The following is a 15,571-nucleotide window of genomic DNA, read 5'->3' as shown; positions in this document are numbered from 1 at the left end:
CCTGAGGTTGATCGAGTTGGGTCTTTCGTCTTTCACGGTCGCGGATCGACTGTTCCTTCAATGGTCATGACGATTGCCGTCGAGCCCCAGCGACGCCCACAGGGCGTCGACCCTGTCGGCCACCTCGGAAGGCATGGTCAGCACCTCGCCCCATGCCCGCTCGGTTTCGGCGCCGATCTTGCTCGTCGCATCCAGGCCCAGCTTGCCGCCAAGTCCGGGCTGCGGGGAGGCAAAGTCGAGGTAATCAATCGGTGTTCTATCTACGACGAGGAGATCACGGCTGGCGTCAAAGCGCGTCGAAAGCGCCCAGACGACGTCCGGCCAGCTTCTGACATTGATATCGGGATCCACTGCGATGATGAGCTTGGTGTAGCTGAACTGCGGTAGGATCGACCACAATCCCATCATGATCCGCCTTGCCTGACCCGGATATCGCTTGTTGATCGAGACGACGATGGCGCGATAGGAACACGCTTCCGGGGGAAGCCAGAGGTCGACAATCTCCGGGAACTGCCCCTTGATCAGCGGCAGAAAGAGATCGTTCATGGCCTCGCCGAGCCGTGAGGGTTCGTCCGGCGGTCGGCCGGTATAGGTCGAGAGGTAGATCGGCTGGTGACGCATGGTGATGGCCGACAGGCTAAGCACGGGGAACGGCTCGACGGCGTTGTAATATCCGGTATGGTCTCCGTAGGGGCCCTCTTCGGCGGCCTCGGTCGCAGAGACCGTGCCTTCCAGCACGATTTCGGCTTGCGCGGGAACGGGAAGGGGAACCGTCAGCCCGGTTGTCGTTTCCTGCCGTCTGCCTTTCAGGACACCCGCAAAACTGAGTTCGCTCATCCCGTCGGGAAGGGGCATGACGGCGGCAAGGATCGTCGCAGGGTCGGCTCCGATCGCGACGGCTACCGGCATGTCGCGGCCGAGCGCTTGCCACATGCGATGATGCCGGGCGCCGCCTCGATTTGCCAGCCAGCGTACGATCAGGCGGTTTCGGCCGAGCTTTTGCATGCGGTAAATGCCGACGTTGAGATCGCTCGGGTCGTCCGGCGCGTGAGTGATGACCAGCGGCCAGGTGATGAGGGGAGCCGGCTCCCCCGGCCAACAAGATTGAATCGGCAGCCGGTCGAGGTCGATCTCACGTCCTTGCCAGACAAGCTGCTGGCAGAGGGCGCGAGAAACCGGACGCGCGTTCATGGACAAGGCGGCCCTCAAATGAGGCAGTTTTTGCCAGGCGTCACGCATTGATTTCGGCGGCTTCGGTTCACGCAGTTCGGCGAGGAAGGCGGCAAGTTGAGGAAGCCCTCCGGCCTCAAGGCCCAGGCCCCATTCGATCCGTTCGCGGGTGCCGAAGAGATTTGCCAGAAGCGGGATGGTATGCGTTGTTCCCGACGCGTCGACGGGTTGTTCGAACAGGAGCGCAGGCCCGTGGTCCGCAAGCACCCGCCGGTGGATTTCGGTAATTTCGTGAACCAGGGAAACGGGGCGGGCTATCCGTTTGAGACTGCCGCGCTTTTCCAGGAAGCTGACGAAATCCTGAAGGCTTGCGTGGCGACGAGGAGTGACATCTGCTTTCATGCGCGAGATGTGCCGGGCTGCAGACAATATGTCTTTGCGCTGGCGCAAGTTACGGAACCGTCGATGCGCTAGTCTCAGTCATAGTTGCCTCGCCTTCCGCGGCGGCGAGAATAGGTGCAGACCTTGGGTTGACGAGTTCGGACGATGATCCATCTTAGAGCAAGAGATGGCCCCAGAGGAGGTGAGCGTGCCTGATCTTCCCCTTCAGCAACACGAGGAGCTGCCCCGGAGCCGGTGGAGGGAGTTACTCACTTTCCTTGTGCTGGCATTCGGCATCTGGCCCATCGTGGCTGTAGGAGTGGTGGGCGGCTACGGCTTTCTCGTTTGGATGTACCAGATCATCACCGGTCCGCCCGGACCTCCCGGTCATTGAGGTGTTCAGATGTCTGCGGCGTCATTTTCCCTGCGAAAGACCGATACCGGCAGGGTGGCTGTCTCGCCCACCTCCTTGCGTAATGCGGCGCGCGGCTTTGCAACCGATGTTGGGCTTGCCGGCCGATGTCCCTCCTTGATCGCTGGCAAACAAGCTGGCGGGCGCCGTGCCTGCGTCCGCAGGCTTCAGACAAATACGGCCTTGAGCAAGCGCCGAAGGATGACGCATGCCTGAAAAAGCGAACCGCCACTACATCTCCAGCGCCGTCATCGTCGTGAGGCCTGAAGCCGAAGAACGCGTTGTGCGGGATTTAATGGCGATGGAGAGGGTGGAAGTTCACGCCATCCAGGGCGGCAAGATCGTTGTCGTCATCGAGGGCGCCAGCAGCGGCGAGCTCGGTGCGTCTCTCGCGGCAATATCTGCAATCGACGGGGTGGTGGCCGCCAATATGGTGTTCGAACACTCCGAAAACGTGGAGGCAATGTCTGATGATCGGAGAATTGACGCGGCGTGACCTTATCAAGGCGCATGCGGCGGGGATAGCGGCCGCGACTGCCGGGATCGCGCTTCCGGCCGGCGCCCAGCCGGTACCTGGCGGGGTAGAGTCGCTGGAGATCAAGTGGTCGAAGGCCCCATGTCGGTTCTGCGGCACGGGTTGCGGGGTCATGGTCGGCGTCAAGGAAGGCCAGGTCGTCGCCACCCACGGCGACATGCAGGCCGAAGTCAACCGTGGCCTGAACTGCATCAAGGGCTACTTCCTCTCCAAGATCATGTATGGTGAAGACCGCCTGAAGACGCCGCTTCTGAGGAAGCGAAACGGCAAATATGCCAAGGATGGCGAATTCGAGCCTGTAAGCTGGGACGAAGCCTTCGATGTGATGGCCGATCAGTGCAAGAAGGTGCTGAAGGAGAAGGGGCCGACAGCAGTCGGAATGTTCGGCTCCGGACAATGGACGATCTTCGAGGGCTATGCCGCGACCAAGCTGATGCGCGCCGGCTTCCGTTCGAACAATCTCGATCCCAACGCCCGCCATTGTATGGCGTCGGCTGCCTACGCCTTCATGCGCACCTTCGGCATGGATGAGCCGATGGGCTGTTACGACGACTTCGAAAATGCGGATGCCTTCGTGCTCTGGGGCTCGAATATGGCGGAGATGCATCCGATCCTCTGGACGCGCCTTGCGGACAGGCGGCTCGGACATCAGCACGTCAAGGTTGCCGTCCTGTCGACCTTCACTCACCGCAGCATGGATCTTGCGGATATTCCCGTCATCTTCACGCCCGGGACCGATCTCGCCATCCTCAACTATATCGCCAACCACATCATCACCAGCGGCAAGGTCAACGAGGAATTTGTCAGGAACCATACGACCTTCATGAAGGGCGTGACCAATATCGGCTACGGCCTGCGGCCGGAAGATCCGCTGGAGCTCAAGGCGGCCAATGCGGCCAACCCCGCCAATATGGAACCGACCGACTTCGAATCCTTCAAAAAGTTCGTCTCCGACTACACCCTTGAAAAAGTGGCAGACCTGACGGGCGCGGACCCGGGGTTTTTGCAGCAGCTTGCGGACCTCTACGCAGACCCGAACCGGAAGGTGATGTCGCTCTGGACAATGGGCTTCAACCAGCACGTCCGCGGCGTCTGGGCAAACCACATGCTGTACAATCTCCATCTGTTGACCGGTAAGATCTCCGAACCGGGCAACGGACCGTTTTCATTGACCGGTCAGCCGTCGGCCTGCGGTACTGCGCGCGAAGTCGGCACCTTCGCACATCGGCTTCCGGCCGACATGACGGTAACCAACCCTGAACACCGCCACCATGCGGAGGAGATCTGGAAGCTGCCGGAGGGCCTTCTTCCGGATAAACCCGGCTACCATGCCGTGCAGCAGGACCGCATGCTCAAGGACGGGAAGCTCAGCTTTTATTGGGTGCAGGTCAACAACAACGTTCAGGCTGCACCGAACACGAAGAACGAGACCTATCAGGGCTACCGCAATCCGGACAACTTCATCGTGGTGTCCGACGCATACCCGACGATCACCGCCATGTCGGCGGATCTGATCCTGCCTGCGGCGATGTGGGTCGAGAAGGAAGGCGCCTACGGTAACGCCGAGCGCCGCACCCATGTCTGGCATCAGCTTGTTCAGGCGCCGGGTGAAGCCCGGTCGGATCTCTGGCAGTTGGTGGAATTCTCAAAGCGTTTCACCACGGATGAGGTCTGGCCGGCGGAAATGCTGGACAAACATCCCGATTACCGTGGCAAGACATTGTTCGAGGTATTGTTCAAGAACGGGCAGGTAGACCAGTTCCCGCTCAGCGAGGTGGACAAGTCGTACCCGAACAACGAAGCCTATGCATTCGACTTCTATATCCAGAAGGGGCTGTTCGAGGAATACGCGTCCTTCGGGCGGGGTCATGGCCATGATCTGGCGCCCTATGACCGATATCATCAGGAGCGCGGCCTGCGCTGGCCGGTGGTGAACGGCCAGGAGACCAAGTGGCGTTATCGCGAAGGTTACGATCCCTATGTCAAAGCCGGGGAGGGCGTAAAATTCTACGGTCGTCCAGACGGCAGGGCCGTCATTCTCGCGGTTCCCTACGAGCCTCCGGCTGAATCTCCCGATAACGAGTACGATTTCTGGCTGGTGACGGGTCGCGTCTTGGAACATTGGCATTCCGGCTCGATGACCATGCGCGTACCGGAACTGTACAAGGCTTTCCCTGGCGCCCGATGTTTCATGAACGCCGATGATGCCAGGAAACGTGGTTTCAATCAGGGAATGGAAGTCAGGATCGTTTCCCGAAGGGGTGAAATCCGGTCGCGTGTGGAAACCCGCGGGCGAAACCGCATGCCGCCGGGCGTGATCTTCGTGCCATGGTTCGACGCCAGTCAGTTGATCAACAAGGTCACCCTAGACGCTACCGATCCCATCTCGAAACAGACGGACTACAAGAAATGCGCTGTGAAGATTCTCCCCGTCGCATAATCCTCCGTTCCTTTTTGGCCGCCCTTGCCGTCTTTGCTGCAGTGTTCTCAACGAACCTCGCAGTCGCTCAAATGGTTCGGGAATTGTCGGGACCACCTGGCGGAATGGACATGGTTCCCGCAAAGCCGATGCCGAAATGGAACGTGGACGACGTCCGCAAAATGCGGGCCTACCCGGACCAGCCGCCGGTCATTCCCCATTCGATCGAAGGTTACCAGCTTTCCGTCAATACCAATCGCTGTCTTTCCTGCCACAAGCGGGAATTCACCGAGGGCGCAGGCGCCCCGATGATCAGCGTCACCCATTACATGACCCGCGAGGGGCAGATGCTCGCGGACGTCTCCCCACGGCGCTATTTCTGCACCGCCTGCCATGTGCCTCAAGCGGAGGTGCAGCCGCTTGTCGGCAATACGTTCCGCGACATGAGCGAAATGGGCGTCGAGCATCTGGGAGGAAAGTAGCTTGATTGCACGCATCAAAAGGCTGGCCGCCTGGGTCTGGAAAATTCTCAGTACACCTGCGGCTACTCTGAGTTTGGCATTCCTGACGCTTGGCGGTTTCGTGGGAGGGGTGGTTTTCTGGGGAGCGTTCAATACGGCGCTGGAGCTTACCAATACAGAACAGTTCTGTACCGGGTGTCACGAAATGCGGGCCAATGTTTACGAGGAGATGACGCGCACGGTGCATTTTTCGAACCGGTCCGGCGTGCGCGCTTCCTGCCCGGATTGCCACGTGCCGCACGAATGGACAGATAAGATTGCCCGCAAAATGCAGGCCTCGAAGGAGGTATGGGGCAAGATCTTTGGTACGATCAACACTCGCCAGAAATTCCTGGACGAACGGCTGCGTCTGGCGCAGCACGAATGGCATCGGCTCAAGGCGAATGACAGCCTGGAATGCCGCAACTGTCATTCATCCGTGGCGATGGATCTCTCCAAGCAGACCCAGCGCGCCGCTAACATCCACACTCGCTATCTCCTGAGCGGCAAGGCGACCTGCATCGACTGCCACAAGGGGATCGCGCATGAATTGCCCAATATGCAAGGTGTGGATCCGGGCTGGCATATGCCGGACGAATTGGAGGGCGACGTGCTGCCGAGCGCCAATGCCGTCGATGAACTGAGGAAGGTGATGGCCGAGGCGCATTCGAGCGGAGAAAAGAGCTTGCCGTGACCTACGGCTTGATCTCGACCTCGCCTTCGAGCTTCATGATCTCGAAATCGCTGACGATGACGTCGACCCTGACGATCCAGACACCCGCCACGGGCAGCACCAGACCTGTAACACTCCAGGTGTTGCCTTGCTGCCTGTCGGCCTTGCGTCTGATTGGTTCGATTCCTGCCTTCGGATTTGAAAACACGAAGGACACTTCCTGAGGATCGAGGGGAGAAAAATCCTCTTTCATGATTATTGCGGCTGCCGTTACCGGGCCGGCATTGCCGGGGGTGACCTGCATTTCCGCCATTCCCTTTGCGGAGTGGATATGGACAATCGCAGGCTCGGACGCCTCCAGGATCAGCGAGCGCGGCGGCGGGGTGAAGCGCCAGGAGGCAGCAACTCCCAGTATGAAAAGCACAAGGAGGCTTTCGGCCACTATCGAGCGTATGAGCTGTTTGACTGCAGCAGCCTCGCCGCGTTCCGCCCGGTTCGTCAGCCTCCACCTGTTGATGCAGGCTAGGGCGAAGAGCAGGATGAGAAGGCCGAGCTTGATGAGAAGAACCCGTCCGTAGCTTGTGGTGACGAGCGCCTCGATCTTCAGAACCTGTATATAGGTCAATATCAGGCCAGCAATGAGCAGCACGGCGACAGAAAGCGGAATGAAGTTCGAGAAGCGGCGGAGCGCGATTGCGGCGTCAGAGCCACCTCTTCTGAACTCGGCTGCGAGAGGGAGCAGGGCGCCGACCCAGGAGGATATTGCCGCCACATGGAGGAAAACGGCCGGTCGCATGATCCATTGCGGCTCAGCAGCGCTGGCGTGCCCGCTCAGGCTCAGGGCAAAGGCCGCCGTGACCAGTGCCGAGAGCGAGATCCACCGCGCACTCCGGCCTGGACCGCTTGCTAGAGCGAGAGCCGCAAGCGCGAGCGCCGCAAACATGAAGACGACGGTCCGGCCGAAGCTGGTGGCGAAGCCGGCCTTCCAGACCTCGGCATCGAATATCCGCCCGATCGGCTCTCCGACGGTGTCCAGTCCTTGAAATCCTGCTGAAATCATCGTGCCGGCGAAGCCAGCCAGAAGCGCGGTGACGATGGGCTGCAGTGCGTTCCTTGACCCGTTTGCGAACCAGGAGGCCGCGAAAGTTCCGCCGATCCCGAAGAAGAGGCCGACGTACAGCGCAATCTTTCCGCCCCAGAGACCAACCCGCACCTGCCAGTCCACCCCGTCTCCTATCCGAGGAGACGCGGCGCCCGGATGTCCGATCGAAAAGATGATCGAGCCGCCGATCGGATGACCATCCTGGGAGACGACCCGCCAGGAGAGCACATGGGTGCCGTTCGAAAGGTCGGCGGGCGGGACGACCTCGACCAGTTTGTCCTTGACGACGAAGGCATCAAGAACGACCGGGCGGCCGTCGGGCAAAGTCAATTTCAGGCTGGTCGGTGAGACGGGTTCGCTGAACGTCAGCCTTATGACCGCCGGTGATACAGCCATGACCGAGCCATCGCGTGGCTCGGTCGCGTTCAAGGAAGCGTGGGCAGATGCCGTCGCCGCGAGGCCCAGCCATAGCAGCATCGCCAGAGCAATTTGCCGCAGAATGCTGAACGGCAGGAATTTCGTTCGAAGCGACGTCATCGTCAATGTCATGCCCAGGTGTCAGTTGCTCAGTCTTTGCAAAAGCTTGACGCCTGGTGCGGGCATTTCCAGATCAGATGCCTTCTGGCCTTCAGCTGGAACTTCGATCCAGCGCTCCTTCAGCCCTTCCGGGCATTCCTGAACCACTGGAAAATACAAGGTGCCGCCAGCCTTGAGGTCGCTTGCGATCGTGCCTCGAACGACAAATTCGTCGTATTCATCGTCACCGAGATTGCCGCCGCTCCAGACAACTTCCTTGACCCCCTCGCTTACCAGCGTTCCGTGATTGTCGTAGGCCTTAGCATAGGCGCCTTTGACCTTCTCAAGCTTCCAGCCTGCTTTGGGCTGCGGCTTGACGGCGTAGAACCCTTCCGGAAGCTGGACCCGTACGACGTTTGTCGGCTTGCCTTCGCAGCCGTGGGGTACCCGCAGCACTGCCTTATAGGTCGTTCCTACCGGGGTTTCTTTTCCCTCAAGAGTGACGTGCGAAAATGCTGCGGTGCTGGTGAGCATGGTAACAGCAGCGGTAACAATGATCTTCTTCAACATAGAATTCTCCATGGATGCCGACAGCGGTCGGCCGATGACAAGCCGGCGGCCTGTGGCGCTTGGCATGTATTGTTGGTCTGAGTGAACACGGAAATGGACGGCCGTGCGGTCCGGCTGGATTGTCATCTAGGCGAGGACATCCCGAGGCGGAACTCGTTTGGCCGAAGGACTAAATGTCGAGTGGCGGGCCTCGTGGCCTTCCCGGTTCCGTTTCCGGTCGCTTCACAAATCCCGCTTCAGCCTCGATGCGAGTCTCTGTCGCAACAGCAACCAGCCGGTTCACCAGGAAATTGCCTGGAGCCGGTGCCGCAAAAAGCGAGATAGGCGTGCTGCATGCCTGGGTGCAGCATTGGAGGGCCTGAGAGTGATCCCTGTCGCCGTTATCGGCGGGGCCTTCCACATGCGTGATGCAGAGAGGATTGCCGAATTCATCGTATAGGGGCGCGGCAAGCGCGGTCCCCATGCTGAGAGACGCTAGCAGCATCTGCACAACGAGCGCATGTGCCGCGATGAACGCGGTTATCATGCTCCATTTATGCGGTCTGCGTTTTCTCACGGTAGCGTCTTCGCCTGCAGGGTGCCATCAATCTGCCGCTGCTTAGTTGCATGCATCAGTCAGTTTTGTCTATGCGCTCTTCCGCCACAGCGCTCTTTGATAGGCATCAACTGCGAGGCGAATTGTTGAGGTGCGGGCTTGTCGCATCAGCGACCGGCAGTAACACAAGCGGTCAATGCACCGGCACGCATGTGAGCCGTGCCACGGCAATCATGGTCACCGACAATGTATGGAATGGTACCGATTGTGCAAAGCATTGTTGGCTTTTCCGGCACGTAATGGACGGAACGAAAAAGGAGGGAAGCATGCCGCTCGAGATGAACCGCGACGTTTTCATCACCTGCGCCGTCACCGGCGCCGGCGATACGGTGAGCAAGTCCGCCCACGTTCCAATCACCCCGAAACAGATCGCGGAATCCGCAATCGACGCCGCCAAAGCCGGAGCGGCGGTTGTCCATTGCCATGTTCGGAGCCCGGAAACGGGTGCTGCGGCCCGCAACAGGGAACTTTACAAGGAAGTGACCGATCGCATCCGTTCAGCGGATATCGACGTAGTGCTGAACCTCACCGCCGGCATGGGCGGCGACCTGGTGTTCGGCAATGTCGAAGCGCCTTTCCCGGTCAATCCGAACGGCACGGACATGGCCGGCGCCACCGAGCGCGTCGCGCATGTCGCCGAATGTCTGCCGGAAATCTGCACGCTCGATTGCGGCACGATGAACTTTTCTCTCGGCGACTATGTGATGACCAACACGCCCTCGATGCTGCGCGAAATGGCGCGGCAGATGACAGCACTCGGCGTGCGGCCCGAGATCGAGGCTTTCGACACCGGCCATCTCTGGTTCGCCAAGCAGCTCGTTGAAGAAGGGCTGATCGAGGATCCCGTGCTGATCCAGCTCTGCATGGGCATTCCCTGGGGCGCGCCGGACGACCTCAACACCTTCATGGCGATGGTCAACAACGTGCCGAAGCATTGGACCTTTTCAGCCTTCTCGATCGGCCGTAATGCGCTGGCCTATCCGGCCGCCGCCGTTCTCGCCGGCGGCAATGTACGCGTCGGTCTGGAGGACAACCTTTATGCCGGCAAGGGGCAGTTGGCGACCAACGCACAGCTCGTCGAGAAGGCCGTCGGCGTGATCGAGGGCATGGGCGCCAGGATCATCGGCCCGGCTGCCGTGCGTGAAAAACTCAAGCTGACGAAGCGGTGATCGCCATGAGCAAGATAGGAAAAGCAGCCTGCATCGGCGGCGGCGTCATCGGCGGAGCCTGGGCCGCCCGTTTCGTGCTCGCCGGCATAGACGTCAACATGTTCGACCCGCATCCGGAGGCCGAACGCATTGTCGGGGAAGTGCTCGCCAATGCCGAACGCGCCTATGCCATGCTCACCATGGCGCCGTTGCCGCCGCAAGGGAAAATTACTTTCTGCCAGACGGTCGAAGAGGCCGTAAGAGGCGCCGACTGGATTCAGGAAAGCGTGCCCGAGCGGCTGGAACTGAAGCGCAACGTCATCACTCAGATCGACGCGGCCGCTGACCCCAAGGCGCTGATAGGCTCCTCGACCTCCGGCCTGATGCCGACGGATCTCCAGCGCGACATGAGATATCCGGAGCGCATGTTCGTCGCCCATCCCTACAACCCCGTCTATCTGCTGCCGCTCGCCGAATTGGTCGGCGGTCAAAAGACTGCCGCCGAAACGTTGAAGGCGGCACAGGAAAAGCTCGCCCCGATCGGCATGAAGGGGGTCATCATCAAAAAGGAGATCGAGGCGTTCGTCGGCGATCGTCTGCTGGAAGCCGTGTGGCGCGAGGGCCTGTGGCTGATCCACGACGACATCTGCGACACGGAAACGCTGGACGACGTGATCCGCTATTCCTTCGGCATGCGCTGGGCGCAGATGGGCATGTTCGAGACCTATCGCATTGCCGGCGGAGAGGCGGGCATGCGCCACTTCCTCGCGCAGTTCGGCCCCTGCCTTTCCTGGCCCTGGACGAAGCTCACCGATGTCGTCGATCTCGATGATGCGCTGGTGGACAAGATCGCGGCCCAGTCCGACGCCCAATCCGGCGCCCGTGGTATTCGCGAACTGGAACGCATCCGCGACGAAAACCTCGTCGGCATCATGCAGGCGCTGAAGAGCGGGGATGCAGGGCGCGGTTGGGGCGCTGGCAAAATCCTCGCCGAATTTGAAAAACATCTCTGGAAAAATTCGCCGAAACCTGCGGCCAAGCTCAGCAAGGAGCCGCTCGACCTCCTGCAGATCAAGGTTCATCCGTCCTGGATCGATTACAATGGTCACATGACCGAGTTCCGTTACGCGCAATGCTTCGCCGATGCCAGCGACGCACTGCTCCGCCTGATCGGCGTCGATATGGATTATGTCGCGGCCGGCAACAGCTATTACACGGTAGAGACCCACACGCGGCTGCTTGACGAAGCCAAGCTCGGCGATCTCCTCAAGGTCACCGCACAGATATTGCCCTCATCCGATGGCAAGAAGCTGCAGAGCTTTATGTCTCTCACCCGTGCCTCGGATGGCGTGCTGCTTGCGACCTGTGAACACCTGATGCTGCATGTCACCTCGGCCGAGGGCAAAGCCGTGGCGCCGGGGGCGGAGGTGATGGGCAGGCTGCAGCCGCTGATCGATGCGCATGCGGACTTACCCGCGCCGGAAGGGGCTGGGCGGTCCGTGGGGCAGAAGCGCTGATCGAAAGCCGGCGAGGGGAGGGAATATATGAACTTCGGATTGACCGACGAGCAGGAGATGATCGTCAAGACCGTCCGCGATTTCGTCGAGACGGAAATCTATCCGCACGAAAACGAGGTGGAGCGCACAGGCATTGTGCCGCCCGAGCTCGGCCAGGAGATTGCCCGCAAATGCCGTGAGATCGGCTTCTTCGGCTGCAATTTCCCGGAAGAGGTGGGCGGCGCAGGCCTCGACCACACCTCCTTCACGCTGGTGGAGCGCGAGCTCGGCCGCGGCTCGATGGCGCTCACCGTCTTCTTCGGCCGCCCCTCCGGCATCCTGATGGCCTGCAATGCCGAACAGCGCGAAAGATACCTTTTTCCGGCGGTGAAGGGCGAAAAGTTCGATGCGCTTGCCATGACCGAGCCCGATGCCGGCTCAGACGTACGCGGCATGAAATGTTTCGCGCGGAAGGACGGCGGCGATTGGGTCGTCAACGGCACGAAACATTTCATCTCCCACGCCAATATCGCCGATTTCGTCATCGTCTTTATCGCGACCGGCGAGGAGGAAACGCCGCGTGGGCCAAAGAAGCTAATCACCTGCTTCCTCGTCGATCGCGGCACGCCTGGGTTCGAAATCCGCGAGGGTTACAACTCCGTCTCGCATCGCGGTTACCAGAACTGCATCCTGACCTTCGACGAATGCCGCCTTCCGTCGGCACAGATCCTCGGCGAGGTACATAAGGGTTTCGATATCGCCAACGACTGGCTCTACGCCACGCGCCTCACCGTCGCCGCTACTTCCGTCGGCCGGGCGCGACGAGCTTTCGACTATGCTTTGAACTACGCCGCCGAGCGAAAACAATTCGGCAAGCCGATCGGCGCCAACCAGGGCGTTTCCTTCAAGCTTGCCGACATGATCACCGAGATTGACGCCGCCGACCTCCTGACGTTGTCGGCCGCCTGGCGGCTTGACCAAGGTCTGCCGTCGAACCGCGAGATCGCTTCGGCCAAGGTTTTCGCGACCGAAATGCTGGCGCGAGTCACAGATGAAGCCATCCAGATCTTCGGCGGCATGGGGCTGATGGACGACCTGCCGCTGGCGCGGTTCTGGCGGGATGCGCGAGTGGAGCGCATCTGGGACGGCACGTCGGAAATTCAAAGGCACATCATCAGCCGCGATCTTTTGCGGCCGCTGGGGGCTTGAGGATGCCCCGCTCCCTCGAACGCCTGACCCGCCCGAAGACCATTGCCGTGTTCGGTGGCAAGGAGGCCCGGCGTGTCATCGAGCAATGCGACAAGATGGGTTTTGCGGGCGAAATCTGGCCCGTCCATCCGAAAACCGACGAAATACTTGGCCGCAAATGCTATCGCACGGTAGCCGATCTGCCCGCCGCACCCGACGCCTCCTTCGTCGGCGTCAACCGGCAGCTTACGATCGAGATCATCCGCGAGCTCTCCGCCCGCGGGGCAGGCGGGGCCGTATGTTACGCTTCCGGTTTCCGGGAAGCAGCAAGTGAGCTTGGGGATGGTGACGAACTGCAATGGGCGCTGGTCGGGGCGGCCGGCGACATGCCAATTCTCGGGCCGAACTGCTATGGCTTCATCAACATGCTGGATGGCGCGCTGCTGTGGCCGGATCAGCACGGCATGCTGCGGGTGGACCGGGGCGTGGCTGTGCTGACGCAATCCTCCAACATTGCCTGCAATATTTCCATGCAGCAACGCGGTTTGCCGCTCGCCTATCTGATGACTGCCGGCAATCAGGCTCAGACGGGGCTTGCAGAACTCGCGTGCACAGTCATCCAGGATCCCCGCGTCACGGCGATTGGCCTGCATGTGGAGGGTTTCGACAGTCTTGAAACCCTGGAGCGGCTGGCCGATCTTTCTCGCCGCTTGAAAAAGCCGGTCGCCATGCTGAAGGTCGGAAAATCGGAAGCCGCGCAGCTCGCCACCGTCTCGCACACTGCTTCGCTGGCCGGCAACGACCGTGTCTCCTCCGCGCTGCTGGAGCGCGTCGGCATCGGCCGCGTCGGGACCCTGCCGGAACTCCTGGAAACCCTGAAACTGCTGCATCTTTACGGCCCGCTGGAAAATGCCGACATTTCCTCCATGAGCTGTTCCGGCGGCGAGGCTTCGCTGATGGCCGATGCCGGCGTGAAGCGGATGATTTCCTATCGGCCGCTCAGGGAAGAGCAGTTGAAGCCGCTGCGCGAAACGCTCGGCCCGATGGTGACGCTCGCCAATCCGCTCGACTACCATACCTTCGTCTGGGGCAACGGCGAGAAGCAGACGGCCGCCTTCACCGCCATGATGCAGGGCGGTTACGCGCTGAACCTCGTCGTGCTCGATTTCCCCCGCCTCGACCGCTGCGACGCGACCGACTGGTTGACAACAGTCAACTCGGTCGTTGCAGCGCGCACGGCAACCGGCGCCAATGCCGGCATCGTTTCTAGCATGGCAGAAAACCTGCCGGAAATGGTGGCCGAGCAATTGATGCGCGATGGCCTCGTGCCTTTTTACGGCATCGAGGAAGCGCTCGCCGCCGCCGAGACCGCGGCCTTCATCGGCGCGGCCTGGAAAGGCCCGGCGCCCGAGCCGCTTCTCAGGACCGCGACCGGCTCAGCGGAAATCGTGACGCTCAACGAGGACGAAGCCAAACGCGAGCTTTCCGCCTTCGGCCTGCCGGTGCCGGAAGGGCTGGTGGAGATCGAACCCGAGGATACCGGACCGGCGGCGGAAAAACTCGGCTTTCCAGTGGCGCTGAAGGGCCGCGGGATTGCCCACAAAACCGAGGCCGGTGCCGTGAAGCTCAATCTCCGGACTGCCGAGGAAGTCGTTGCCGCCGCACGTGCAATGGCCGGCACCGCGAACGGTTATCTGGTCGAGAAGATGGCCGGCCGGCCGGTGGCGGAGATCATCATCGGCGCGATGCGCGATCCGGTGGCGGGCCTGGTGATGACCGTCGGCGCCGGAGGCATCCTGGTCGAGCTTCTGGACGATTCCGCGCTGCTCACCCTGCCGGCCTCTCTGGAGGCGATTTCGGCCGCGATATCCGGTCTGAAGGTGAAGAGGCTGCTCGATGGTTATCGCGGCGCACCGAAGGGCGATATCGCAGCGCTCGAGCAGGCGGTCGCAGCGGTTGCGGCCTATCTTGTTGCCAACGCGGCAGATATCGATGAACTGGACATCAACCCGGTCCTAGTGCTGCCGGAAGGCGAGGGTGTCGTGGCGGTAGATGCGCTGGTGAGAAGGAGGATATCGTGACCGATCGACCCATCAAGACCCGCCGCGATGGCGGCATTCTGGAAGTCACCATCGACCGGCCGAAGGCGAACGCCATCGACCTCAAGACCTCGCGCATCATGGGCGAGATCTTTCGCGATTTTCGCGACGACGACGCGCTGCGTGTCGCAATCATCACCGGGGCCGGCGAAAAGTTCTTCTGCCCCGGCTGGGATCTGAAGGCGGCAGCGGCCGGAGACGCGGTTGACGGTGATTACGGCGTGGGCGGTTTTGGCGGCATGCAGGAGCTGCGCGACCTCAACAAGCCGATCATCGCGGCCGTCAACGGCATCTGCTGCGGCGGCGGGCTGGAAATCGCCCTGTCGACCGATCTCATCCTTGCCGCCGAACACGCCACATTCGCCCTCCCGGAAATCCGTTCAGGAACGGTGGCGGATGCCGCCTCGATCAAGCTGCCGAAACGCATTCCCTATCACATCGCCATGGATATGCTGTTCACCGGCCGGTGGCTCGACGTGCAGGAGGCGCATCGCTGGGGTTTCGTCAACGAAATCCTGCCGGCGGACAGGCTGATGGCACGCGCCTGGGACCTGGCGCGGCTGCTCGAAAACGGCCCGCCGCTCGTCTATGCGGCGATCAAGGAAGTGGTGCGGGAGGCGGAAGGCGAAAGATTCCAGACGACCATGAACCGCATCACCCGCCGTCAGCTCAAGACGGTCGACCTGCTCTATTCCAGCGAAGACCAGCTCGAAGGCGCACGTGCCTTCGCGGAAAAGCGGGATCCGGTCTGGAAGGGGAAATAGCCG

14 protein-coding genes are annotated in these 15,571 nt (G+C 61.1%); 10 read left to right on the top strand and 4 right to left on the bottom strand.

The features are described from left to right. Positions 1-57: 57 nt before the first annotated feature. A complete protein-coding gene (locus C5L12_RS06080) occupies positions 58-1,572 on the bottom strand; it encodes a UbiD family decarboxylase (protein ID WP_105371129.1) in 1,515 nt (504 codons plus the stop codon). Between the two features lie 166 nt (positions 1,573-1,738). Between C5L12_RS06080 and napE the strand changes: the two genes are divergently transcribed. The 5 genes from napE (at position 1,739) to C5L12_RS06050 (ending at position 6,111) form a co-directional block, all read left to right on the top strand. Then, positions 1,739-1,945 carry a periplasmic nitrate reductase, NapE protein gene (gene napE, locus C5L12_RS06075; RefSeq protein ID WP_105371128.1) on the top strand — a complete coding sequence of 69 codons (207 nt, stop codon included), beginning with the start codon at positions 1,739-1,741 and terminating at the stop codon, positions 1,943-1,945. Between the two features lie 226 nt (positions 1,946-2,171). Then, complete coding sequence (locus tag C5L12_RS06065; protein ID WP_105371126.1) at positions 2,172-2,459, top strand: chaperone NapD; 288 nt, start codon at positions 2,172-2,174, stop codon at positions 2,457-2,459. After that, on the top strand, positions 2,434-4,938 hold the full coding sequence (gene napA, locus C5L12_RS06060) for a periplasmic nitrate reductase subunit alpha (RefSeq protein ID WP_105371125.1): 2,505 nt from the start codon (positions 2,434-2,436) through the stop codon (positions 4,936-4,938). Before C5L12_RS06065 ends, napA begins: the two co-directional genes overlap by 26 nt. Continuing rightward, complete coding sequence (locus C5L12_RS06055) at positions 4,908-5,399, top strand: nitrate reductase cytochrome c-type subunit (RefSeq protein WP_105371124.1); 492 nt, start codon at positions 4,908-4,910, stop codon at positions 5,397-5,399. The genes napA and C5L12_RS06055 overlap by 31 nt, the downstream gene beginning before the upstream one ends. Positions 5,400-5,403: 4 nt before the next feature. Next, complete coding sequence (locus C5L12_RS06050; RefSeq protein ID WP_105371314.1) at positions 5,404-6,111, top strand: NapC/NirT family cytochrome c; 708 nt, start codon at positions 5,404-5,406, stop codon at positions 6,109-6,111. Between the two features lies 1 nt (position 6,112). On the opposite strand, the gene C5L12_RS06045 is transcribed toward C5L12_RS06050, so the two are convergent. The 3 genes from C5L12_RS06045 to C5L12_RS06035 all read right to left on the bottom strand — a co-directional run bounded on the left by C5L12_RS06045 (position 6,113) and on the right by C5L12_RS06035 (position 8,804). Continuing rightward, on the bottom strand, positions 6,113-7,729 hold the full coding sequence (locus tag C5L12_RS06045) for a copper resistance CopC/CopD family protein (RefSeq protein ID WP_105371313.1): 1,617 nt from the start codon (positions 7,727-7,729) through the stop codon (positions 6,113-6,115). A gap of 21 nt (positions 7,730-7,750) precedes the next feature. After that, positions 7,751-8,278 (bottom strand): YcnI family copper-binding membrane protein, encoded by a 528-nt coding sequence (locus C5L12_RS06040; RefSeq protein ID WP_105371123.1) that lies wholly within the window; start codon positions 8,276-8,278, stop codon positions 7,751-7,753. Positions 8,279-8,447: 169 nt separating this feature from the next. Then, positions 8,448-8,804: a hypothetical protein gene (locus C5L12_RS06035; RefSeq protein ID WP_105371122.1), complete on the bottom strand. Its 357-nt coding sequence runs from the start codon at positions 8,802-8,804 to the stop codon at positions 8,448-8,450. Positions 8,805-9,139: 335 nt separating this feature from the next. On the opposite strand from C5L12_RS06035, the gene bcoG reads away from it, so the two are divergent. The 5 genes from bcoG to C5L12_RS06015 are packed head-to-tail and all read left to right on the top strand — an operon-like array spanning position 9,140 to position 15,568. Beyond that, on the top strand, positions 9,140-10,042 hold the full coding sequence (gene bcoG, locus C5L12_RS06030; protein ID WP_105371121.1) for a 3-dehydrocarnitine:acetyl-CoA trimethylamine transferase BcoG: 903 nt from the start codon (positions 9,140-9,142) through the stop codon (positions 10,040-10,042). Positions 10,043-10,047: 5 nt separating this feature from the next. After that, entirely contained in the window at positions 10,048-11,538 is a 1,491-nt protein-coding gene (locus C5L12_RS28360; protein WP_170109058.1) for a carnitine 3-dehydrogenase, read from the top strand. A 27-nt stretch (positions 11,539-11,565) separates the two neighbouring features. Next, positions 11,566-12,726: an acyl-CoA dehydrogenase family protein gene (locus C5L12_RS28355; protein WP_170109057.1), complete on the top strand. Its 1,161-nt coding sequence runs from the start codon at positions 11,566-11,568 to the stop codon at positions 12,724-12,726. A 2-nt stretch (positions 12,727-12,728) separates the two neighbouring features. Next, positions 12,729-14,786 (top strand): acetate--CoA ligase family protein, encoded by a 2,058-nt coding sequence (locus tag C5L12_RS06020; protein ID WP_105371120.1) that lies wholly within the window; start codon positions 12,729-12,731, stop codon positions 14,784-14,786. Further along, complete coding sequence (locus tag C5L12_RS06015) at positions 14,783-15,568, top strand: carnitinyl-CoA dehydratase (RefSeq protein ID WP_105371119.1); 786 nt, start codon at positions 14,783-14,785, stop codon at positions 15,566-15,568. The genes C5L12_RS06020 and C5L12_RS06015 overlap by 4 nt, the downstream gene beginning before the upstream one ends. The last annotated feature ends 3 nt before the right edge of the window (positions 15,569-15,571 follow it).

The organism is Neorhizobium huautlense (assembly GCF_002968575.1).
Taxonomy (GTDB): domain Bacteria; phylum Pseudomonadota; class Alphaproteobacteria; order Rhizobiales; family Rhizobiaceae; genus Neorhizobium; species Neorhizobium huautlense.
Note: the sequence above shows the minus strand (reverse complement) of the source record. Positions and strands in the feature narration are given on the sequence as shown.